This is a genomic window from Flavivirga abyssicola (assembly GCF_030540775.2).
Taxonomy (GTDB): Bacteria; Bacteroidota; Bacteroidia; order Flavobacteriales; family Flavobacteriaceae; genus Flavivirga; species Flavivirga abyssicola.
In genome coordinates, this window is record NZ_CP141266.1 from 3,351,545 (window position 1) to 3,373,408 (window position 21,864).

A 21,864-nucleotide genomic window follows, 5' to 3' on the forward strand; every position below is an offset into this window, starting at 1 on the left:
TTTTAGTATTTTAAGGTAAAATGGTTTTTAAAGACTCTTCCATCTTGTAGTTCAATGTCAAACCAATAATCATCAACAGGAAGCTTTTGGCCATTAATAGTACCATCCCAACCTTCTCCAAGAGGGGTTATTTGTTTTATTAATTTACCATATCTGTTAAAAATACGAATTTTAGTGTTAGGCTGAAACATATTTGAAACACCATATATTTGCCAGGTATCGTGCTTACCGTCATTATTAGGTGTAAAAAACTTTGGAAAACCAATAACATAGGCTTTGTCATTAGTTGGCGGCCCGCAATCATTTTTTACATCATTAACAGTTACGGTATAAATACCAGGAAAAACATTTTCAAAAACATTACTTTCTTGATAAGGAAATACGACCGTGTTATTTTCATCAATCAATCTATACTCATATGTGCCTTCACCAGTGGCAATTACGGTAATCGTATTATTTTGTGAAGCATCAACAACATTGATTTCTTGAATAGTTGCTACGTTAGAAGGAAGAACGACAATAGTTCTTTTTTTGGAACAACCAGTAATAGTATTTGTAGCAGTTACTATATAGTTTTTAGGTTCATTTATTTGAATTTCATAAGAATTTTCATCTGTAGACCAGCTATACGTGTAATCATTTTGTACGTTCCTTGGTATAAGTGCGTTAATTGGAATGGTTTGGGGTGATTCGTTTAGGCAGTAATAATACGTTAAGTCCTCAGTATCTATATCCGGTAATTTATTGACAATAAGCCTTACTTCTATAATACCAAAACAAGCATTATTGTTTTCAATACGAGCATAAATCGTTTGACTGTAAGGACTATCATTATTAGTATAAGATGGCCCTTCTATATTATTTTCTTCTAAAAGCGCATCAACAAAGGTTTTATAAAAAATTATTGGATGTGTAAAGCTGTTACTCGTTTGAATATTGGTAGTAATATCATCTAAATGAAATGTATTAATACCATCTTCAGACCCTAATTCATCGCAGTCATTATATCTATATGGCGCTAAGAATCTAGTGCTTAAATTTAAAGTTAAAACGGAAGTATCATAACAGTTTGTATTTGTATTATAAACTTCAACATAAATAGGTTCTGGAGCATCTGCATTGAAAGTATAATCACTACTATTTGGAACTTCGGTTGTTCTACTACTATCAGTAAAAAATCTAGTAGCCAATTCAGGAACCCCTCCTGTTAAATCGCTATTAGCCTGAGTTAGATCAAATCTTGTTAAACCTCCTAAAATACCATCCTCATCACATTGCGTAAGTATGGCATCATATGCTATGGGTTTTTTATTGATAGTTACATTTGCAATACCTTCAAACGTGTCATCGCATTTACCTGTATTCAAATCTATGAATAATTTATATAGTCCTGTTTCGGTAACATCAAAAAAATGTTCTGTATAAGCAGCTTGATGAACACCATCTTTTTTCCATGAGTAAGTAGCTCCAGAACCATAATCAGCTTCTAATCTATAAGAGTCTCCTTCACATAACTGTAATCTTGTAGATGTGGAGTTATTGCCTATAATATCTATTTTTTGAGCAAAGAAGGATGTTATAAATGGTGGTAGGCCTTGCCTTGAGTCACGACTTAAACTAATTTCATTATGCTTGTAATTACACGATGGTCCCAAAACATTAGGATTATTTATAACAGATAAAAATGGAGAGCCTTGGGGGTATGTAATGCTCATGGCCCTATAAATTCTACCATCTGGACCTAGTTGTAGGCTCCCCCTGTATGTTTGTCTGTTGTCTAGTACAACTTCAGTGGCATTTATATCTGTAGCAGTTAAATCGTATTGTAATAGTGCTCCGTATTGTTCTGTTGGATCTATTAATTCGTCAATTGTTAAAGGGTTGTAATATGTTGTGACATATAAAATGTTATTGTTTTGAGAGAATTCAACACCATAGGGAGACTGACTTTTCCCTGGACGGGAAAAATTGATATCTATTTGTTTTTGATTACTTACCTTACCAGAATTCACATCAAAATCATAAAGAAATAAACCGTCAATTGAATTTGCACATGCCAGTTTTGTGCCATCAGGAGATAATTTTAAGTAACCTCTTTGATCGAATATGTTGAGACCACTAAAAGTAGAGGAAACGGGTGTTGTATTTATACCCGTATCAGTAACTTCAAAAGCATGAAATGTATCGAAAATAAAATCAGTAGGGTCTCCATTTAAAGAAGAGAGCGTAATTACCCAAAGGGCTTGTGTATCACAATCTTTGACAACAGCACTAATTTTTTCGGTACTATTAGGTAATAAATTAATATTTTTTGATGTGACGTCTCCAAATGTTCCATTTAACCTCATATTCACTTCAGAATAGTGAAACCCACGATCTGGATCGCCATTTAAAGAGGTGTCTGCTGTAAAAATATAATATATACTGGGGTCTTTAGGTTTAGGGATTACGATTGCCGATTGCGTGCTTGAAGGATCTCCATACAAACCACTCCCAACGATACCGTTTGCATTTGGCATAGGTCTGTGTAGTCTGTCCCAAACTGTTATTCCATCGGTATAAAATAATAAATTACCATTAGCATCAGAAATTGTAGTACAGCCTTCATCTGTATTTAATTGACCGGCTGTAAGTTCTGTAATGGTTCCATTAGGATTAAAACGAATTCCAGCATTGGCACCGAAATACCAGTTTGAAGCTTCATTTTGAGTATAGGAATATAAGCTAAAACAAAGTATTCCGAATATGATAATTTTTTTCATCTTAGAGTAGCAAGGCTACCAAAGATATTATAAATTGCGCGTTTTTAATAATCTATCCGATAAAAAGATTAAAGGGCAGTTAAACCCAAAATAATAACGATTTATTACCTACGTATTCAATCACATTATAATGAATCTTATATGAAAGTTTTATTATTGTTGTTTTTAGAATTGTTGATTTGATTATATGAAATAATTTACGTTATTTTTCTGATTAAATGTAGTTTGCATAAGGTTTTCTAGCTGGATAACAATTATTTAATTAAATTTAAGCAAAGAATTGCTTATGATTTCATCTTGTATTAAAAATATTTTTGAATGGAAATTTTTGATGTTCTGTTTAAAATTCAACGTATGCTTTGTATTGGTATTCTTAGTTGGATGCAATAAAGATTTAGAACTTGAAGAAGTTTCTAATTATAAAATAACTTTAATATCTGGAAATAACCAGATTGGATTTCAAAACACAACGCTATTAGAAGATATAGTGGTTAAAGTTGAAGATGAACTTGGAGCTAGTGCTTCTGGAATAGCCTTGAATGTTGAGCTTGTTTCAGAAAGTGGAGAAGTAAATAACGGTGCCTCAATAATAACAAATGAAGAAGGTTTAGTCAGTATTTCTTGGAAACTAGGATCAAATTATAATAATATATTGAAAGTGTTTTCAGGTTCTAATCAATCTTCATCGGTTTCGGTCAGTGCAATTGCCAAGTATAAATACACTATTCCTGAGAGTGTAAATGATGGTTGGAATAGCTCCGATGTTACTGCTCTTTTACCAAATGCAAATAAACTATATGATGGTATTGATGAAATTAGAAATGAGAACTATAAAGAAATACACTCGGTATTATTATCTGTAAATAATAATTTAGTTTTTGAAGAATATTTTGCTGGTACAAACTCTTTCGGAGAATTTATAGATTATGATAAAAACAAACCCCATGAATTGCAATCGGTTAATAAATCTTTTAGAGGAGCCATGATTGGAATAGCCATAGATAAAGGATTTATTACTAGCGATCAGGTGCCATTAAAAGATTTTTTCCCAGAATTGAGCTATTTATCACAGGGAGGAAAAGAAAACATACTTTTAGAACACTTTTTAGCTATGTCTTCTGGTTTAGAATGGAATGAAGGCACCGACTTAACCGGGTTTTATGGAACGCCTTTTGAAACGGCACATACCTATGTGCTTTCCAAAGCTTTGGAGAATACACCTGGATCTACTTTTGAGTATAACACAGGAGCGTCTTTTGTATTAAATAGAATTATGATGAATTCAATTCATGTAGGTTTTGAGGTTTTTGCTAAAGATTATTATTCTGATTTGGTTGAAAGTAGCGCATTACCTGGAACTGGAGAGCCTCTGGATTTTAGAAATACCCCGAGAGATATGTTAAAATTAGGACAGGTATATTTAAATGATGGCAAATGGAAAGATACTCAGGTCATTTCAAAAGCCTGGATTGATGAATCTACTAAAGTGAAGTTCAATGTATCTTCAAATAGCTCTTACGGATACCAATGGTGGATAAGAAACTTTAATACGGGAGTAAATACATATAATTGTTTTTATGCAGCTGGTTTTGGAGGTCAATACATTTTTGTTATTAAAGAACTGGGGCTGGTTGCTGTTTTTACAGGAGGAAATTTTAATTCTGATATGAACATTCCTTATGAAATCATGGAAAATTATATTCTACCAGCGTTTGTTGAGTGATATAGTAGTTACTTCTATTTTAACGTTTTAATGTAAAATGATTTTTTAATACTCTACCATCTTGTAGAGTAACAGCAAACCAGTAATCATCAGTCGGTAGTTTTTCTCCATTGAAACGTCCATCCCAGCCTTCACCTAAGGGGTTTAGTTGTTTTATTAATTTTCCGAAACGATTGTATATTAGAATTTTTGAGTTTGCCTGAAACATATCGGAAATGCCTAGGACTTGCCATTTGTCATGTACGCCATCGTTATTTGGAGTGAAAAATTTAGGAAATCCAATAACAGAGACTTGATCGTCTATTGCTCCACAATTATTTTCATAATCATTAACAATAACGGTATATATGCCTGGAAATACATTTTCAAAAACAGGATTCGTTTGAAATGGTGTTTGTACACCATCATTATTTAAAAGAGCGTATTCATATAGTCCTTCTCCACTTACAGATACTGTAATGGTATTGTTTTGAGAGGCATCAACCACTTCAATAGCATTAATGGTTGCAATGTTAGATGTTTCTACGGTAATGTTTCTTGTTTTAAAACAACCATTATCATTTGTAACAGTTACGGTATAAGTGCCTGATTGATTAATCTGTATATCATAAGTATTATCTCCTGTAGACCAATTATATGTATAATTTGTAGAAGCATTATTTATAGTATCTGCATTTATGGTAATAGTTTGGGGAAATGTATTTAGACAGTAATAGGTTAATTCTTCTGTTTCAATTTCTGGTAATTGATTAACAATAAGTAAAATTTCACTAATACCGTAGCAGTCATTAGCATTTTCAACACGGGCATAAATGGTTTGGGAATATGGTATTGTATTAGTAAAAAACGTATCTAATTTATTCTGTTCTAAAAGTGCATCTGTGTAAGATTCAAAATAAGAAGTATTTACTCCTGAAGGAAGTCCATTTACAATATCACTTTCAGCTTCGTTTAAATTAAACTCAAAAAAACCATCTTCAATGCCATCGTCATCACAACCAGTGAGTTGGGTATTTCCAGAATTTGTCGTACTAACATCAAGTGTTAATTCAGAATTACTATAACATTTAGTTGCATTATTTACTACAGCAACATGAATAATTTGCTGGTTAATAGTATTGCTAAAATTGCTGGCGTTAATAGCATTTACTGTATTATTGATAGATGCATCTGTTGCATTTAAATAGAAAACTGTAGATAAATTAGGGTCTCCCCCTGTAAGTAAGTCATTTGCTTCATTTAAATTAAAACGAGTTAAGCCATCAACTAAACCGTCTTCGTCACATTGAATTAATGTCGCATCATTAGCTATAGGGTTTGTGGTGTAATTTACAAAAGCTTGGCCAACCAGAGCACAATCTCCATTGTTTGGATCGATATAAACTTCATAATGTCCAGCTTCTGTTACTTCAAGATTAAAATCATTTTCGGTTAGCGTTATACCATCTTTTGTCCAGATGTAAGTTGCTCCAACTATTTCGTCAGCTATTAACTCATAAGACTTGCCATCACAAAGTAAAAGATTAACGGTACTTAATCCATTTCTAATAATATCTATTTCTGTATTAAAGAATGAAGTGATAAAAGGAGGTAATCCTTGGGAACTAGCACCTCTTAAATCAACAGCAAAGTGGTTGTAATTACATGCAATACCCACTCTATTTGGATTTTCAATAACGCCTAAAAAATATTGACCTTGTTCGTATGTAGAGCTTAAAGCTCTGTATATTTTACCATTTGGTCCTAATTGTAAGCCGCCTCTAAAAAGTTGCCTATCATCTAATGTGACTATTGAGCGTCGAATATCTGCTGCAGTTAAATCAAATTGACTTAATACAGATGTATGCGTGGTTGGATCTTCACCACCTGTAGCATCAAAATAATCATTAGAAGAGTGTACATATAATAATTGGCTATTTGGTGAGAATTCTACCCCATAAGGATACCTGCTCGTTGATGGGATTCTAATTTGGAGTTGATTAGACACAGTTCCAAGGTCAGAATCAAAATCATATAAGTATAAACCATCTCGTACATTAGCACATGCTACTTTTGTTCCATCTGGAGATAATTTTAAATAGCCTCTGGCATCAGATATATTTATATTAAATGTAGACTTTTGGGATACGGGGTTTACACCTAAAGCGGTTACTTCAAAAGCATGAAACGTATTAAAAACCCCAGGAGTAGTGGAACCATCCTCTGCAGCCAAAGTAAGTACCCATAGATCTTCTGAATTACAGTTTTTTAAAACGGCTGTAATTTTTTCAGAGCATTCTCTTAATAGATTACTGTTCTTGCTTACAACTTCACCTAGACCAGCATTTAAAGATATATCCACTATTGAATAATTTAACCCAAAATTGGCGCCATCCAAATTATTGTCTACAGTAAAAATATAATAAATTGTTGGGTCTCCTGGTTTAGGGATAATTATAGCAGATTGCGTACTTGAGGCATCTCCGTACAGGTTATTTCCATTAGCCATTACTGCATGGTTTCTGTTCCATACCGTAACACCATCAGAATAAAACAATAAATTACCAAAACTATCAGATATAGACGCACAGCCTTCTCTGGTATTTAGCTGTCCGTCGTTTAATACTATTAGGGAATTAGTGTCTAAATCGAATCTTAGACCTGCATTTTCTCCGAAATACCAATTAGCGGCTTGTTTCTGGGCAAAAATGTTTGAGCATGCCAAACAACAAGCCATTATTAATAATACAATTGTTCTCATCTTTAGGAAGTAGTCCTTCCAAAGATATCATAAATCGCGCTTTTTTAATAATCTGTACGATAAAAAGATGAATAGAGCTGTCCAACCTATAACAATGGCTATTTCATACCCGTGTGCTCCATAGTCATATGATAAATCAACCTTATCTGGAAATTTAGTCATTGCAATTCTTTGAAACGGTTGATCAATTAGTTTATACATTGATTTTAAAGGGAAGAAGTTTTGTATTCTTTCAGCTAAACCAGTGTCTAATTTCCAAGCCATTAGACCAAATAGTATCCACTCTACAATGTAAAGTATAAAAAGAAATGCTAAAGCAAAAGCAGATCGTTTTACAAGCATTCCAAAAAATAAACACAAACTAAAGAAACCAATTAGTTTTACAAAATAGGCTAATAAAAACTCGGTTTCCCTAAAAATTATAGAAGCTTCTGTATAACTTGAATAATAAAGTCCGATACAAAGAGAAATTAAACTTATAAGTATGGTTGAAACCAAAGAAAAGAAAACAATCGTGTAAAATTTTGAAAGGATAAATTCTTTCTTACTTAAGCCATCAATAAGGTTTTGTTTTATGGTTTTATTGCTGTACTCATTGCCAATCATACTTACTACAACAATGGCAAAAAAGAATTTAAATTGAGACGCAAAAAAAGTGGTTAAATGCCAAATTATAGGAAAATTAAAAATACCTAACTCGCCTAACTCTAAAGTAAAAAAACCAAATACATTAATTTTTAGGGACGATAAAAGGATAACAAAAAATGGTAAAACAAATGAAACAAATATGAGTATTTTACTTGTTCTATTAAGAAGAAGTTTTTGTAATTCTAAATTTAAAAGTCGTAACATGTGCTGTATTTTGGTTGTATTAGTTGTTGTCTGTTAATTGTAAAAATTGTTCTTCTAAACTTTCTTTACGTTGTACCAGATGTGTGAGTATAATACCTTTTTCGAATAGGTGTTTATTAAAATCTTCAGATTCCATAGGCGTGTTTAAAAAGGCAGTTATTAAATCATCTTCCACTTTAATATTTTTAAACGACGTATTATTTTCTAGTAAGGTTATTAACTCGTTCTGTTTATTTGTTTTTAATTCGAAAAAACCATGGCTGGAAATCATTTCATCTACCCGCCCAGAGTATAGTTTAACACCTTTACGTAGAACAACAACATGGGAGCAAACCTTTTCAACTTCATCCAATAGATGCGATGCCAAAAGAATGGTTGTACCTTTTGCAGCGATCTGCTTTATAATTTCTCTAATTTGGTGAATCCCTTGAGGGTCTAGTCCATTTGTTGGTTCATCTAGAATAAGAATTTCAGGATCGTTTAAAAGTGCAGATGCAATAGCTAAACGTTGTTTCATTCCTAATGAATACGTTCTAAATTTACTGTCTTTTCGTTCTAGAAGCCCCACCACTTCTAATTTTTCTTCAATTTTACTATAATCAACACCTTTAATTTTACAAACCAGCCTTAAATTTTGAGTTGCTGTCATGTATGGGTAAAAATTTGGACGTTCTATAATAGCTCCCACTTTTTTAAGAGCATCATGGGTTGATATATTTCCATCAAACCAATGAAAATCGCCCTGTGTTTTATTTACAACATTTAAAACGATACCTAAAGTTGTGGATTTTCCACTTCCGTTAGGACCCAAAATACCATAAACGTTGCCTTTGTTTATGGTGAATGATAAATCTTTTACTGCTGTTAAATACCCAAATTTTTTAGTGAGGTTGTTAATTGTTAGTATAGACTCCAAGTTGTTAAATTTTTACTGCCTTTTGAAAACTGGCATTGGTTATTTATTATAAAGTATGACGATAGTCGGGGTATTTTGTTACAGGCTTGTTAAATAAAAGTTTTAAATTTGAATAATTATTCAATTATGCAAGATTTAAAGATATCTAAAAGAAAACCATCGTATCCTGTAACTCCTAAATTACATGATTATTTAACCAAATATGACAGGAATACTAAAATACCTATTTTTTATGATGATTTATTGCGTTTTCAAGGCTCTATTGTAGTTTACGATAAGGATGATAACGATACACTTTGGATTCGAGTTTATTATAATGAATTTGAAAGGGAAGAAATAGACTCCTCATTAAAAAAGGTATATACTATTTTGCATTCTGATGGTAATGAGGACGTATTGCCTTTTTTAAATGTTGATGCTATTGATTTTTGTACATTCGGAAATTCTAAACCTTTTAGAGTAAAGGTTAGAAATATTTTAAATGACAACTTTACTTATTTTTATATAAAAACGACCGATGCGTCTCGTATTTATGGTTTGGAACTGGAACATATGTTGTCTCCTCATAATCTTAACTTTTTGGTTTATAAAAACACACTTATTGAGGAACATATATCTGGCATCCCTGGTGATGAGTTTATAAAAAATATGTTACCTAAGTGTAGTAAACCTGAAAAGGCTCAAATAGCAAAGGAGTTTGTAAAGTTTAATGAACGGTGTATGATTAGGTTGTTAGGAGATATGCGATCTTATAATTATGTTATTGTACCGACTCATGATTTTGACCATGTGGTTTATAAAATTAGGGCTATTGATTTTGATCAACAGTCTTATGAAGGTAAGTTTAATATTTACAGGCCTCAGTTTTTTAAAGAAAATTTAAAAATGGTAGAATTGGTTTCTGAGAGTATACAGAAATTATCTATAGATCAATACAAAACAGAAGAACGCTCTATTTTAGTAAAACGGTTGAAGAGTTTTTCTGAAAGGATAAATAAATTGTTAGATTGTATGCAGAATGACGTTATTTCTAAAGAAGAAAACGTAAACTTATTAAAGTCTACAATTTTTGAATATACTCATGATGTGAATTTTAAGCGCAGTAAAAATATGGGAGAGATACTTAGATATGCGTTAGAGTTTTTAACCCGTAATTATGAAAATATAAAATTAGAGAATTTAAGATCTTATGATGAGGATTGATATCAATTAATATGAGTTCGATATAAAATTTATAAAAAAATAGACAAAAGTTTAATAAAATAAAGCTTGTCACCTTGAGCGTAGTCGAAAGGTTTTAAAAATTCAGTTGTTTTAATTAGGTTTCGACTTTAGTTTATACTGAGTGTAGCCGAAGTACTCAACCTGACACTTGAATATAATTAACTGATTTTCATTTAAATAAAACTGAAGTTGTATCGGATTAACGTTAATTATTAATTCCAGTTCTCATCAAAGTCTAAATTATTGTAATCATCAACATCAATACCATCTTCAAATTCATCAAGATCATCATCGGTATCTGCTTCAAATAATTTATCAGGAGCTTCATCTGGTACTTGACCTTGAACAAACATTAAATTAGGATAATCTGCGCCTTTAGCTTCTTCAACAATTTCAGCTAATTCAACATAGAAAGTCCACATGCTTAAAAAGTCGTATATGTAAATCATTTTTGGCTGTACTTCATGTACAACGCTACTAATTTCTGTTTCGTTCATTAAACGAGCAGAGTTATCTTCACTTAAATCGAACAACGAAATTTCTTCACCTTGATTCCATTGGTCATCACTTAAATAAAAAGAGGCCATTTCTGTTCCGTCAAATCCAAAGGATTGAGTAATGATATTATGTAAATCTTCAAGAGAGTCCGTTTCGCGAATTTCTAAATCGCGAAAAATATCATCTTCGGTATCATTATCTAAAATAACTCTAAATCTGTAAATCATGTTGCAAAGGTATGTTTTTTTTGAATTATTTGGAAAAACGATGCATAGTAAAAGTCATGGCGCTTAATAAGAAAAAAGCGCCTATTTGATGTGCTACACCTAACCAAACGGGAACCTGTAATAATATAGTAAACACACCTAACAAAAACTGAATACATAAAATGATTAGCAAAATATTTATTCCTTTAGACTGATATATTGTGAGGTTTAGTTTTTTTGATTTTTTCCAAATTAATAAAATAAATAAAACCACAATGTATGCTAAGATTCTATGAACAAATTGAACCCCACTTTTTCCTTCTATGAAGTTTTTATATAGTGGACTTTGTTCTATATAAACGGTTTGATGCATAAATTTACCTTCACTCATCATAGGCCAATGGTTATGTATAAAGCCAGCATCTAATCCAGCGACAAAAGCACCGTATATAATTTGAAGCAATAGAACGGCTAAACTTAACCGAATGAGGTTTCTAAATGCGATATTGATGTCTTTTTTATGTGGAAATATTAAGTCTAGGGCTACCCAAAAAGTATAAGCAAACGTTATAAAAGCGGTTGTTAAATGTGCTGCTAAGCGGTAATGACTAACATCTGGGTTGTCTACCAAGCCACTTTTAACCATATACCAGCCTAAAAAACCTTGAAAGGCTCCAAGACAGAGCAGAATGATAGATTTTTTAATTGTGGCTTTTGATAATTGTTTTTTTATTAAAAAGTATAAAAATGGAATAAAAAATACGAGCCCGATAAACCTACCAATAACACGATGTAGCCACTCCCAAAAATAAATATCTTTAAAATCTTGAAGCGTAAATTGATTATTTAATTTTTGATATTCTGGGTATTGTTTATACAAGTTAAAAGCTTCTTGCCATTCAACATCATTCATTGGCGGAATCGTTCCGGAAATAAGTTTATAGTTAGATATAGATAATCCTGAATGGGTTAGCCTTGTAATACCTCCAACAACTACCATAATAAAAATAAGCAGGCATCCGGTAAGTAGCCAATAAATAACTTTTTTATGATCTTTTTTCATCTTTTTTATGTTGTCGACCGCAGTCGTTCTCTTTATCTAACAAGGTTAATCTCTCGACGATATTCGAGGTGATTATTAGTTTTTAAGTGATACTTTTTTTAAAGCAAACACTATTTGTTACACCTTTATACTGTCCGTAATTTGGTATTGCTATGTAAGCGTTTTTTTTATAAAACTGAACAGCTTCTACTTGACGTTTTCCAGTTTCTAATAGACATGCTTCAAAACCTAATTCTTCAGACCATGCTTCTAATGCTTTTAATATTTTAGAAGCAACACCTTGGCTTCTAGTTTCAGGACGTGTAAACATGCGTTTTATTTCAGTTTCCTTTTCTGTATATTTTTTAAAAGCACCACAACCAACGGGCTTGTTATCTATATAAGCAACTATGACATGTTTTAATACATCAATGTTGTTATATTGATTATAAAATTCATGATCAGCTCCATCTACTATTTTTAAGTAATCATTCAATAATTCTACTAAAAAAACAAAGTCGGTATTATTAGAATCGGTTCTAACGAGTTTAATCATTTTAAGAAGTGGTTTTTAATCCCAATCGTTCCCCTTCCTTTATCATTAATTTATATGCAGAATCATACTCATTTGGAATATCTCCTTCAAGTATGGCTTCTTTTATAACATCTTTTATTAAACCTATTTCGCGAGATGGTTTTAGATTAAATGTAGCCATAATCTCTTCTCCTGAAATTGGTGGTTGAAAATTTCTAACATGATCGCGTGCTTCAACTTCAATAATTTTTTCTCGAACTATTTTAAAGTTGTTATGATACTTCTGGAATTTTTTAGGGTTTTTGGTTGTAATGTCTGCTTCGCAAAGAGTCATTAAATCTTCAACATAATCGCCAGCATCAAAAACCAGGCGACGTACAGCGGAATCTGTTACAATATCTTGAGCCAATACAATAGGTCGTGAACTCATAAACACCATTTTCTGAACAAACTTCATTTTGTCATTTAATGGCATTTTTAACCTTTTAAATAAATGATAAACCATTTTTGAACCTTCAAACTCATGCCCATGAAATGTCCAACCCACTTTTTTGCTAAACTTTTTTGTTGGTGCTTTACCAATATCGTGTAATAAAGCGGCCCAACGCAACCAGAGATTATCTGTATGTTCTGCAATATTATCAACAACTTCTAAAGTATGGTAAAAATTGTCTTTATGGCGTTGCCCTTCAACTTCATCGATGCCTTTTAATGCTATAAGTTCTGGCATTATATATTCCAATAATCCCGTTTTTTCTAATAAAAGAAAACCAATAGATGGCTTTTTGCTTTCAAGAATTTTATTCAATTCTGTAACAATCCGTTCTTTGGTTATAATTTTAATTCGATGACTATTTTTTGTAATCGCATGTAATGATTCATTTTCTATTACGAAATTCAATTGAGTCGCAAAACGTATGGCACGCATCATCCGCAATGGGTCATCACTATAAGTAATGTCTGGTGCTAAAGGTGTACGAATAATTTGCTTTTCTAAATCATTAATGCCATCAAAAGGATCTAGTAAATCACCAAAATTAGTGGTGTTCAAATTTAAAGCTAATGCATTTATAGTGAAATCACGACGGTTCTGATCATCCTCTAACGTGCCATTTTCTACAGTAGGGTTTCTACTATTTTCACTATAAGATTCTTTACGAGCTCCAACAAATTCAATTTCGATATCATCGTATCTAAGCATGGCTGTACCATAGGTTTTAAAAACCTGTACTTTTGGTTTGGTAGGAAGATTTTTAGCAACTTGTTTTGCTAGTTTTATACCATCTCCAACAGCAACGATGTCTATGTCTTTTGCATTACCTCGTTTTAGTATATAATCACGTACAAAACCACCAATAACATAGCTGTCTAAATTTAATTCTTTAGCAGATTGAGATATAATTTTGAAGATATTATGTTGTATTGCTTTTTTGTAATTCATTTTTTTTGTTGCCACGAATTCACGAATATTTTATAATACGATCCGATTCTTTTGTGGTTTAATAAATCTTTATGAAAATTAGCTAGAATTTTCATCTGTGCAAATAATGTTAGCCATAAATAGCCGTGTATTAGTAGCTAATTTTATTCACGGATTATCTTAACAATACCACTATTACTCAATTTAATAATTGAGGATGGTTTATTGCAGGTTTTTTCGCGATGCAAATTTACAACATAGTCTACACCTTTTAAAACCTCTGGAGCTATTTCTTTGAACGATTTTGGAGTAGGTTGTCCGCTTATATTCGCTGAAGTAGAAACGATAGCAGTATTAAGTTTTCTAGAAAGTTGGTAACAAAATTCATCATCTGGAATTCTAATCGCTATGGTGCCATCATTTGCAATTAAGTTAGGTGCTAAATTTTGAGCATCGTCGTAAATAATGGTCGTAGGTTTTTCGGAGATATCAATAATATTTAAAGCCACTTCGGACACTTTTTTCACAAACTTTGTGAGCATTCTATCATCCGCTACAAGACATATTAATGCTTTACTGTCTTCACGTTGTTTCAGTTCGTAAATTTTTTTAACTGCTTCTTCATTTGTTGCATCACAGCCAATGCCCCAAACTGTATCTGTAGGGTAGAGTATGAGTCCACCTTTTTTTAAAATTGAGATTGCTTTTTCGATTTCGGCGTTTTGATTAGCCATAATTCAATACTGTTTTGTAAATATTTAAGGTTTGTTTTGCCATATTGCTGGTTGTAAAATGATCCAGCAGTTTTTCATGACTTTTTTTCGTGAATTCTTTTTGTAATTGAGGGGCTTTAGAGAGTTTAAATATATGTTCTGTTAATGTTTCTGAATCATACACTGGCGCAATTAATCCATAAACATCATGTTCTATGGCCTCTGTGATTCCTCCCACATCTGTACTAATCACAGGAGTTTTATGGTACATAGATTCATATATAAATTGTGGTATTCCTTCACTTTGAGAGGTTATTAAACTTATATCAAATTGCGATATAAAATTCGAGGCATTTGGCTGATAGCCTACAAAAATCATAAAACTTTCTAGGTTTAACGATTTTACTTTATCAATTAAAGCCTCGGTTCTTTCGGAAAAAGTGCCTATCTGTACAAAAATAAAATCAGTATTCTTCTTTTTATTAATAATGTTATCGGCAACATCAATCCAGGTTTCCAGGTGTTTTGCTTTGATGTGATTGCCTATATTTCCTATAATGATTTTATCACCATTTATGTTATATTTTTCTTTAAGGAGAAAAGGCGTTTCTGTGCTTTTGGTTTTTAAATTCGTTCCATGATAAATAGTTAATAATTTATCTTTATCTACAATTGCTTTTTCTGCGACTCTTTTTGATTCATCTGATACGCATAATATTTTTTTGATTTTTGCATAGTTATATTTATAAAGCGTCTTTTTTCTTTGTTTTATAGGGAAAGACGTTTTTTTGCTAAAAACAAACGGGGGCAAATTGTAAAGTTTATCCGCTAGTATGGCAGCAAATAAAGCACTGGGTTCGTGAATATGAATTAAATCGACCTTTTCTTTCTTGCAAAAACGTCCAATTTTTAAAAAATATCTGGGATCAACCTTAATTTTTAATGGTGCTGTAATGAAATTGAGGTCTGTTTTCTCTAACCTCTTGTGAAATGGAGTATCACGGGCACATAAGATGGTGTTTTTAATTTCGGGATTGGATTCTTTTAATTCAAAGCATAAATTTTCTATGTGATTTTCACCACCACCCCAATTTGTAACTGCAGATAAATGTAGTACGTGCATACTATTTTTGATTAAAGTCGATTTTTATAATAAAGAGAAGCGCTGTATAGAAATAGATAATAAGGATTGTAATTTAAGGTGTTACTGAAATGTCTTTCGTAATAGGCTTCAATTTTTAGAAATCAAAAGTACAAGTTGAAACCAGATTAAACAAATGGTAATTATCATATTCGGTTTTACAATACTAATCTTATAAAGATTCTATTGTATTTTTATTTGAATATATTTGCACAGACTGAAAAGAATAACCACAGAATACACTTGAAACAGTTACTGAGAATGGTCATAAAACGTTGCAGTATCTAAGTTTTAAAATAAAGAGCTAATTAATGCAAAAGAGATTTGTAATTCATCATAAGTATAGCTCTTTGAGTGATAAGGTAAAGGATACTATCTTAAAATTTGAAGGGTATAAGGATGTATTGGGTGCTGCAGAACGTAACGTAATAAAAATAGTACCTATTGATGGTAAAAAGTATACTATAAAATCATTTAGAATACCCAATCTCTTTAATAAAATTGTCTATCGTTTTTTTAGGAAATCTAAAGCAGAAAGGTCATACTTATACGCAAATAAATTAATTGAGTTTGGTATAAATACGCCTTATCCTGTAGCCTATGAAATTCAAACAACCCCTTTTTTATTTAAAAAAAGCTACTATGTAAGCGAATTGATAGATTGTGATTTGACTTATAGAGAATTAACTACAGATTTTAGTATTCCAGATCATGAAGAAATACTTAGGGAGTTTACTAGGTTTACTTATAAACTTCATGAAAATGGAGTGAATTTTCTAGACCACTCTCCTGGAAATACATTGATTGAAAGAAAAGAAAAGGGTTATGAGTTTTATTTAGTTGATCTCAATCGGATGGAGTTTGGTACTATGGATTTTAATGAGAGAATTAAAAACTTTTCAAAATTGACTATTCATAGATCAATGATAGAGATTATGAGCAACGAATATGCAAAATGTTCTGGTTATGAAGAAGAAAAGGTATTTAATTTGATGTGGCAATATACCAGAGAATTTCAACATGCGTATTATCGAAAAATTCGTATTAAAAAAAGACTGTTTTTCTGGAAAGAAAAATATAAAAACAAGGTTTCAGATAGTCCGATTTAACTCTGGATTAAGATTAACAATAAAGAAGTTTATTACGTTTTATAAGTTGCCTCATGTTATTAAATTATGAGTAAACTAAAAAAGTTTATAAAATAAATATGCCAAAAACAGGAAACTTTCAAGAGCAATTATATTTTTTAATATTTCACAAGTGGAAATATCTCATTGCAATTTTACGATCTAAATTCTACAAGAAGACTACCGATAAAATTGATAAGGTTGTTTATGTTGCAAGGGAAAAAGATAAAGATTGGATTTTTGGTGCTAAGACAAGACGTTTGTCACGATATTCATCTTTAAATGCTGAAACTTATTACCATAACAAATTGCGTAATCTGCCTAGTGCTGATGCTTACTATTATATTTACCAGAATTATTTTTGTAGATGTATACGGAGTACTCCAAATATATTAAATAAGAAAAATATAGTCATGTTTACGCATCCTACCTGGTCTAAGAAGTATTCTAAAACACATGTTATATGGTGTCTTAACAAAGCAGACTATGTTATTTGTCTTAATTCGGCCATTAAGAAGTACTTAATAGATTTAGGAGGAAGGTCTGAGATATTTAAAGTGATGCATATAGCTACATCCTCTAAGCTTTTTTATCACCATGAAAGAGGTGTTGGAGGGGTAGGCTTTTGTTCTAATTATGGCCCCAGAAAAAATCCTGATTTGATTTTTGATTTGGTTAAAAATATGCCAGATAGAACGTTTTATTTGGTTGGGCGCAACTGGGAAGATTACAATAGGTTTGAGGAGCTTTCTCTAATGCCAAATTTTACCTATTATAATAATGTGCCTTATGAGTCTTATCCTGATCTTTATAGCAAAATGGACGTATTTGTTTCTCCTTCCTTGTTAGAAGGAGGTCCAGTGCCAGTACTTGAAGCTATGATGTCCAACTGTGTCCCAGTTGCATCGAAAACAGGATTTTGCCCAGATATTATAGAACATGGAAAAAATGGTTTTTTATTTGATATTGATGCTAAATATGAGACAGTTATACCACTTATAGAAGCAGGTTTTTTGCTTAAAGCAAATATAAAGGATACAGTTCTGGACTATACTTGGGAAAATTGCTCTAAAAAGATTGATGAACTGTTTTTAAGTTGATTATTACAGGTTGTCTATTTTAACGTGAATCTTGGATAAGCATCCACAAAAAATACTTATGAAAATATGAGTAACGGAGTATGGGTATGGTACACCATACTTTTGGTAATGCTTTTACTAAAAAGGCGATCAATAAAATTCCGTTTTCTTGTAACCAATACCAATAAATCCGCATCAGATTCTTTTAACAATATTTCGAGCCGTTCTGCAACATCGGTTGAATATAAGAACTTAACATCCAGTTTGTGATAATTAATCGATTTAAAAACATCATTTTTTAAATTGGTTGTATAATGATGCCTTTCCATCTTGGTAAGATTGGTATCGCTAACATGAACTACATCAATGGCGGCTTTGTAGTATTCTGCAATTTTTACAAGGAACTTGAGGTTATCTATATCTCTTTTTTGATAATTTGTAGCAAAGATTGTTTTCTGTAACCCCTTGAAGGAGGCCATTTCGGGAACAACAAAGGTAGGAAAATCGGTATCCCTAATAACTTTGTAGGTTTCACTCCCTAAAATCCTATTCTCAAGACAGTTAGAGCCTTGCGTACCCATGACCACCAAATGAGGAGGATTTTTTTCTAAATAAGTTGATAACCATGAAAGTCTACTACCTTTCAGCACTTCTGTTTGGCTATCAACGCCATTTTCTAGGGCTTTTGTCGCTATTTTCTTTAATCGGTGTTCTGCTTTTTTTTCTATCACTTCCATTTCTCTCAATAACCGCATTGGGTTTTCTTCCAATTCTATAGCCCCAGAAGTATCCATAAAGTGTACTATATTTATAGTACATTTCATTGCCTTTGCCATGGCGATGGCATAATCTATTGCATTTTCTGCACAAGAAGAAAAGTCCGTAGGGTAAACAATTATTTTTGAATCCATTATCATTTTTTTAGTGATCATTATATGTATCAAAAAATCACCTCATTTATAAAGTACTTTCTGTTTATTAAAACTCCTTAGTGTCTATGCCGTTTTTTCGAATATTTGTTAGAAGCAACATTTGGAGGTAACTCAATTTTACTAGTCGTAGATTTTGAAGTAGACCGGTCTTCGGTTTTCTTTGTTGAACCACAACTAAAAATAGCAAACGCTACAGTTGTTAGTAAAATAATAAATAATTTTTTCATGTCTTAAAGGTTTAGTCATGTAGAATAAGTAATGGTACAGGGCTGTTAAAAGTCTGTTTCAGAGTAACACTTTCGTTTAAGATACGATCAAAAAATCCTTTCTTGCTTCGAACAAGACAAAGCAACCCAGACTGGTGTTTCATCAGGTAATCATTTAGGTCTTGATTCGTGTTACCAGTACCAAACCTATACGTCATCGAAGGGTTCAGATCTTTTATAGTACTCAAAATATTCGTGGCTTCTTGCATATCTGGTGTTTTTTTATCTGCGATATGAAGGACTTTGATTTTACTCTGGTGCATTGTTGCAATTTTGCGTAAAGGATCTACCACTGTTGTACTAAAGAAAGGATTTTTGCCGAGGGCAAAAACAATCTCATTAAGAGGGTGAAAACTGTATGCTGCAGGAACAACGATTACAGGAGCAGTAGTCTTAGAGATGACCCCGCCAGCAATACTTCCAATAAAAACTTCTTTGAGTCCACTGACTCCTTTGGTGCCCATGACAATAAAATCGTAGTTACCACTGTCCCCTAGAGACGCAATAGCAGAAATGGCGTAGTTTTTAATTATTTTTGAGCTTAGCGTAATGTCTGGATGTTCTTTTCGTACTTTTTGTATTAATTCATCCATTTCGCTTCGTGCGTCTTTCTCCAGTATACTATCTATTGATTTCATAAGTAGAGCGGCGTTTGACTTAGCTCCATAAATGTGCAAAACCGTTATTTCAATTGGAGAACTCCCGAATAGTTGAATGGCATACGACAACGCATTTAAAGAGGTCTCCGAAAAATCGACAGGGACAAGAATCTTATTCATTTTACAAAATATTTAATGTGAGTATATTCTTCTCTATGGGATTTTGATTTCATCGTTTGTGATTCAATCATACCTTTGGGAGAATCTTAGCGGATTTATTTTCAACCGTAAAAATATCTTACCCATCATACAAACTTAGGAACGAAATCTTTAGACAAACTTTAGAAACCAGAAAGCGGTCAACTAAAACTCAAATTGGAAATAGAAATCGCATCTTGATCAATGAAAAAGAATCACGGATTTCTTTTTTCACTTCATTTTTTTAACATGTAACTCAGTATTAAATACAAGATTAGGCATAACCTGTTTGTTTCAATAAACTCAGATTTAAAAGCATGCTTTTATCTTTAAAATTACAAGTAATAAAAATAGAAAAATTTAATAATTTTTGGAGAAAAAACCATAACAAAATATTTGGTTATAGTTTTGAAGGTGAGATGTTTAGTGTGCTGAATGTTTTGCTAATATCTTCTGTGAAAGTTACTCTTTTATGTTGAACATATGTTTCTTAAGTTTTTCTAAAGGATTACATAATAATTTTATACAAAATAGTATGGATATCTTCTGAATATGAAGAATTCAATATCGAAAGTAATCTATCGGTGTAAGGCAGCATATTCATATTCGTGATTAATTTATAAAACCTGTAGGACTAAAATATGTTATATGAAATGGGCTATACAGATTTTGATACCAATCGAAATGTTTAATGGCAAATGATATGTAACATAAAAAAAATAGAATTTGAACATATGAAATTATTAGACAAGATTTTATTGGCACAGGATTTTAGCGAGTCCTCTAAAAATGTGGTAGAAACTTCGATGGAGCTAGCAAAGGTCTTTCAATCGGAAGTCATTCCAATTCATATACTTCCCGATGATATTGTGAACGAAAAAGTAAAATTATTACTGAGGGAAACGGCTATGGAGAAGTTGGAGGAGACAGTAAAGAAGATAAAAAATGGAGGAGCAGAAGTCGGAAAACCACTTTTAGAGTTCGGTTCACCACATGATGGTATCGTTCGGGAGGCAGTGCACGTTAATGCGAATCTGATTGTGACAGGTTCTGGTGAAAGTCGAAAGGGAGATCGATTTCAATTAGGTACTACAACAGAAAGAATCATTCAAAAAAGCGAAAAACCAGTTTTTGTGGTCAAAGAAGATGTACCACTCAATGTGCAACACATCCTTTGTCCAGTCGATTTTTCTGAAGCATCGAAACGGGCCCTTAAAAATGCCATCATTATTGCCCGCCGATTTAGGGCAGAATTGACCATTCTGGGGGTTTGCGAATTGCAAGGATCCATATGGTTCATGTCCGAAAAGGACAGGGAAGATGAAAATGACATCCGCTGCGATCAGCACAAAGCAAAGTTCGATGCCTTTTTGAAAGATTTCAACTTGTCTAATTTACAATGGACTAAAGAAACCCCTAAAGGAAATCCTGCTGAAGAAATACTAAGTACAATTTCTAGAAAAATGATTGATCTGCTTGTAATGGGTACCGTTGGAAGAACAGGGCTAAACCGTCTGATTATGGGTAGCGTCACTAAAAAGGTTGTGCGGGAAGTTCCTTGTTCTTTCCTCACCTTAAAATCAGAGGATGTGATTGCCTTACAATTGGAAACAAACATTCGAGATATAGAAAATCTTTACAAAACAGCTATACAATTAGATGCAGACGGTTTTTACCAGGAAGCTATCGGCCAATTGAAAGCGTGCCTGAACATCAACAACATGCATGTGCCCGCTTATTTTAGTTTGGCTAAGATGTACGAAAAATTGAATGACCCGGAAAAGGCTAAGAGTTACAGGAAAAATGGAAGGGACATAAAGGACAAAATCTGGTACACGAAAATAGAGGAAGAAGTTCGCAAGTTAAGAGGACGCTGATAAATACAATATCC

At 32.3% G+C, this 21,864-nt stretch carries 18 protein-coding genes; 5 read left to right on the forward strand and 13 right to left on the reverse strand.

Annotated elements, in window-relative coordinates:
* Window positions 1–2 precede the first annotated feature (2 nt).
* Complete coding sequence (locus Q4Q34_RS14080; RefSeq protein ID WP_303315791.1) at window positions 3–2,762, reverse strand: T9SS type B sorting domain-containing protein; 2,760 nt, start codon at window positions 2,760–2,762, stop codon at window positions 3–5.
* A gap of 286 nt (window positions 2,763–3,048) precedes the next feature.
* On the opposite strand from Q4Q34_RS14080, the gene Q4Q34_RS14085 reads away from it, so the two are divergent.
* Window positions 3,049–4,485 (forward strand): serine hydrolase domain-containing protein, encoded by a 1,437-nt coding sequence (locus Q4Q34_RS14085; protein ID WP_303315789.1) that lies wholly within the window; start codon window positions 3,049–3,051, stop codon window positions 4,483–4,485.
* Window positions 4,486–4,504: 19 nt separating this feature from the next.
* Here the strand turns inward: Q4Q34_RS14085 and Q4Q34_RS14090 are convergent, their stop codons facing one another.
* From Q4Q34_RS14090 to Q4Q34_RS14100, 3 genes are read right to left on the reverse strand one after another with little or no spacing between them, the layout of a single operon-like run.
* Window positions 4,505–7,225, reverse strand: a complete 2,721-nt coding sequence (locus Q4Q34_RS14090) for a T9SS type B sorting domain-containing protein (RefSeq protein WP_303315787.1) — start codon at window positions 7,223–7,225, stop codon at window positions 4,505–4,507.
* A 27-nt stretch (window positions 7,226–7,252) separates the two neighbouring features.
* A complete protein-coding gene (locus tag Q4Q34_RS14095) occupies window positions 7,253–8,077 on the reverse strand; it encodes an ABC transporter permease (RefSeq protein WP_303315786.1) in 825 nt (274 codons plus the stop codon).
* Window positions 8,078–8,096: 19 nt separating this feature from the next.
* The gene (locus tag Q4Q34_RS14100; protein WP_303315785.1) at window positions 8,097–8,993 is read right to left on the reverse strand and encodes an ABC transporter ATP-binding protein; all 897 of its coding nucleotides are present in this window, start codon (window positions 8,991–8,993) and stop codon (window positions 8,097–8,099) included.
* A 126-nt stretch (window positions 8,994–9,119) separates the two neighbouring features.
* Between Q4Q34_RS14100 and Q4Q34_RS14105 the strand changes: the two genes are divergently transcribed.
* A complete protein-coding gene (locus Q4Q34_RS14105; RefSeq protein WP_303315784.1) occupies window positions 9,120–10,196 on the forward strand; it encodes a hypothetical protein in 1,077 nt (358 codons plus the stop codon).
* A 233-nt stretch (window positions 10,197–10,429) separates the two neighbouring features.
* Here the strand turns inward: Q4Q34_RS14105 and Q4Q34_RS14110 are convergent, their stop codons facing one another.
* From Q4Q34_RS14110 to Q4Q34_RS14135, 6 genes are all read right to left on the reverse strand, one after another.
* Window positions 10,430–10,942, reverse strand: coding sequence for an IS1096 element passenger TnpR family protein (locus Q4Q34_RS14110; protein ID WP_303315783.1), 513 nt, complete (start codon window positions 10,940–10,942; stop codon window positions 10,430–10,432).
* A gap of 25 nt (window positions 10,943–10,967) precedes the next feature.
* The gene (locus Q4Q34_RS14115) at window positions 10,968–11,984 is read right to left on the reverse strand and encodes a COX15/CtaA family protein (RefSeq protein ID WP_303315782.1); all 1,017 of its coding nucleotides are present in this window, start codon (window positions 11,982–11,984) and stop codon (window positions 10,968–10,970) included.
* A gap of 82 nt (window positions 11,985–12,066) precedes the next feature.
* A complete protein-coding gene (locus Q4Q34_RS14120; RefSeq protein ID WP_303315781.1) occupies window positions 12,067–12,519 on the reverse strand; it encodes a GNAT family N-acetyltransferase in 453 nt (150 codons plus the stop codon).
* A 1-nt stretch (window position 12,520) separates the two neighbouring features.
* Window positions 12,521–13,939, reverse strand: coding sequence for a CCA tRNA nucleotidyltransferase (locus Q4Q34_RS14125; RefSeq protein ID WP_303315780.1), 1,419 nt, complete (start codon window positions 13,937–13,939; stop codon window positions 12,521–12,523).
* 143 nt (window positions 13,940–14,082) lie between these two features.
* Entirely contained in the window at window positions 14,083–14,652 is a 570-nt protein-coding gene (locus Q4Q34_RS14130) for an L-threonylcarbamoyladenylate synthase (RefSeq protein WP_303315779.1), read from the reverse strand.
* Entirely contained in the window at window positions 14,645–15,754 is a 1,110-nt protein-coding gene (locus Q4Q34_RS14135) for a glycosyltransferase family 4 protein (protein WP_303315777.1), read from the reverse strand. The genes Q4Q34_RS14130 and Q4Q34_RS14135 overlap by 8 nt, the downstream gene beginning before the upstream one ends.
* Window positions 15,755–16,083: 329 nt before the next feature.
* On the opposite strand from Q4Q34_RS14135, the gene Q4Q34_RS14140 reads away from it, so the two are divergent.
* Window positions 16,084–16,881 (forward strand): lipopolysaccharide kinase InaA family protein, encoded by a 798-nt coding sequence (locus Q4Q34_RS14140; protein WP_303315775.1) that lies wholly within the window; start codon window positions 16,084–16,086, stop codon window positions 16,879–16,881.
* Window positions 16,882–16,979: 98 nt separating this feature from the next.
* A complete protein-coding gene (locus Q4Q34_RS14145; RefSeq protein ID WP_303315773.1) occupies window positions 16,980–17,999 on the forward strand; it encodes a glycosyltransferase family 4 protein in 1,020 nt (339 codons plus the stop codon).
* Window positions 18,000–18,055: 56 nt separating this feature from the next.
* On the opposite strand, the gene Q4Q34_RS14150 is transcribed toward Q4Q34_RS14145, so the two are convergent.
* The 3 genes from Q4Q34_RS14150 to Q4Q34_RS14160 all read right to left on the reverse strand — a co-directional run bounded on the left by Q4Q34_RS14150 (window position 18,056) and on the right by Q4Q34_RS14160 (window position 19,955).
* Complete coding sequence (locus Q4Q34_RS14150; protein ID WP_303315771.1) at window positions 18,056–18,889, reverse strand: universal stress protein; 834 nt, start codon at window positions 18,887–18,889, stop codon at window positions 18,056–18,058.
* A gap of 77 nt (window positions 18,890–18,966) precedes the next feature.
* Window positions 18,967–19,137: a hypothetical protein gene (locus tag Q4Q34_RS14155; protein ID WP_303315770.1), complete on the reverse strand. Its 171-nt coding sequence runs from the start codon at window positions 19,135–19,137 to the stop codon at window positions 18,967–18,969.
* Window positions 19,138–19,148: 11 nt separating this feature from the next.
* Window positions 19,149–19,955 (reverse strand): universal stress protein, encoded by an 807-nt coding sequence (locus Q4Q34_RS14160; protein WP_303315769.1) that lies wholly within the window; start codon window positions 19,953–19,955, stop codon window positions 19,149–19,151.
* A gap of 752 nt (window positions 19,956–20,707) precedes the next feature.
* On the opposite strand from Q4Q34_RS14160, the gene Q4Q34_RS14165 reads away from it, so the two are divergent.
* The gene (locus tag Q4Q34_RS14165; RefSeq protein WP_303315768.1) at window positions 20,708–21,850 is read left to right on the forward strand and encodes a universal stress protein; all 1,143 of its coding nucleotides are present in this window, start codon (window positions 20,708–20,710) and stop codon (window positions 21,848–21,850) included.
* The last annotated feature ends 14 nt before the right edge of the window (window positions 21,851–21,864 follow it).

Coding starts and splice junctions, on each gene's coding strand:
- Q4Q34_RS14080 (WP_303315791.1), bottom strand. CDS start 2,762: ATGAAAAAAATTATCATATTCGGAATACTTTGTTTTAGCTTATATTCC.
- Q4Q34_RS14085 (WP_303315789.1), top strand. CDS start 3,049: ATGATTTCATCTTGTATTAAAAATATTTTTGAATGGAAATTTTTGATG.
- Q4Q34_RS14090 (WP_303315787.1), bottom strand. CDS start 7,225: ATGAGAACAATTGTATTATTAATAATGGCTTGTTGTTTGGCATGCTCA.
- Q4Q34_RS14095 (WP_303315786.1), bottom strand. CDS start 8,077: ATGTTACGACTTTTAAATTTAGAATTACAAAAACTTCTTCTTAATAGA.
- Q4Q34_RS14105 (WP_303315784.1), top strand. CDS start 9,120: ATGCAAGATTTAAAGATATCTAAAAGAAAACCATCGTATCCTGTAACT.
- Q4Q34_RS14110 (WP_303315783.1), bottom strand. CDS start 10,942: ATGATTTACAGATTTAGAGTTATTTTAGATAATGATACCGAAGATGAT.
- Q4Q34_RS14115 (WP_303315782.1), bottom strand. CDS start 11,984: ATGAAAAAAGATCATAAAAAAGTTATTTATTGGCTACTTACCGGATGC.
- Q4Q34_RS14120 (WP_303315781.1), bottom strand. CDS start 12,519: ATGATTAAACTCGTTAGAACCGATTCTAATAATACCGACTTTGTTTTT.
- Q4Q34_RS14125 (WP_303315780.1), bottom strand. CDS start 13,939: ATGAATTACAAAAAAGCAATACAACATAATATCTTCAAAATTATATCT.
- Q4Q34_RS14130 (WP_303315779.1), bottom strand. CDS start 14,652: ATGGCTAATCAAAACGCCGAAATCGAAAAAGCAATCTCAATTTTAAAA.
- Q4Q34_RS14135 (WP_303315777.1), bottom strand. CDS start 15,754: ATGCACGTACTACATTTATCTGCAGTTACAAATTGGGGTGGTGGTGAA.
- Q4Q34_RS14140 (WP_303315775.1), top strand. CDS start 16,084: ATGCAAAAGAGATTTGTAATTCATCATAAGTATAGCTCTTTGAGTGAT.
- Q4Q34_RS14145 (WP_303315773.1), top strand. CDS start 16,980: ATGCCAAAAACAGGAAACTTTCAAGAGCAATTATATTTTTTAATATTT.
- Q4Q34_RS14150 (WP_303315771.1), bottom strand. CDS start 18,889: ATGGATTCAAAAATAATTGTTTACCCTACGGACTTTTCTTCTTGTGCA.
- Q4Q34_RS14155 (WP_303315770.1), bottom strand. CDS start 19,137: ATGAAAAAATTATTTATTATTTTACTAACAACTGTAGCGTTTGCTATT.
- Q4Q34_RS14160 (WP_303315769.1), bottom strand. CDS start 19,955: ATGAATAAGATTCTTGTCCCTGTCGATTTTTCGGAGACCTCTTTAAAT.
- Q4Q34_RS14165 (WP_303315768.1), top strand. CDS start 20,708: ATGAAATTATTAGACAAGATTTTATTGGCACAGGATTTTAGCGAGTCC.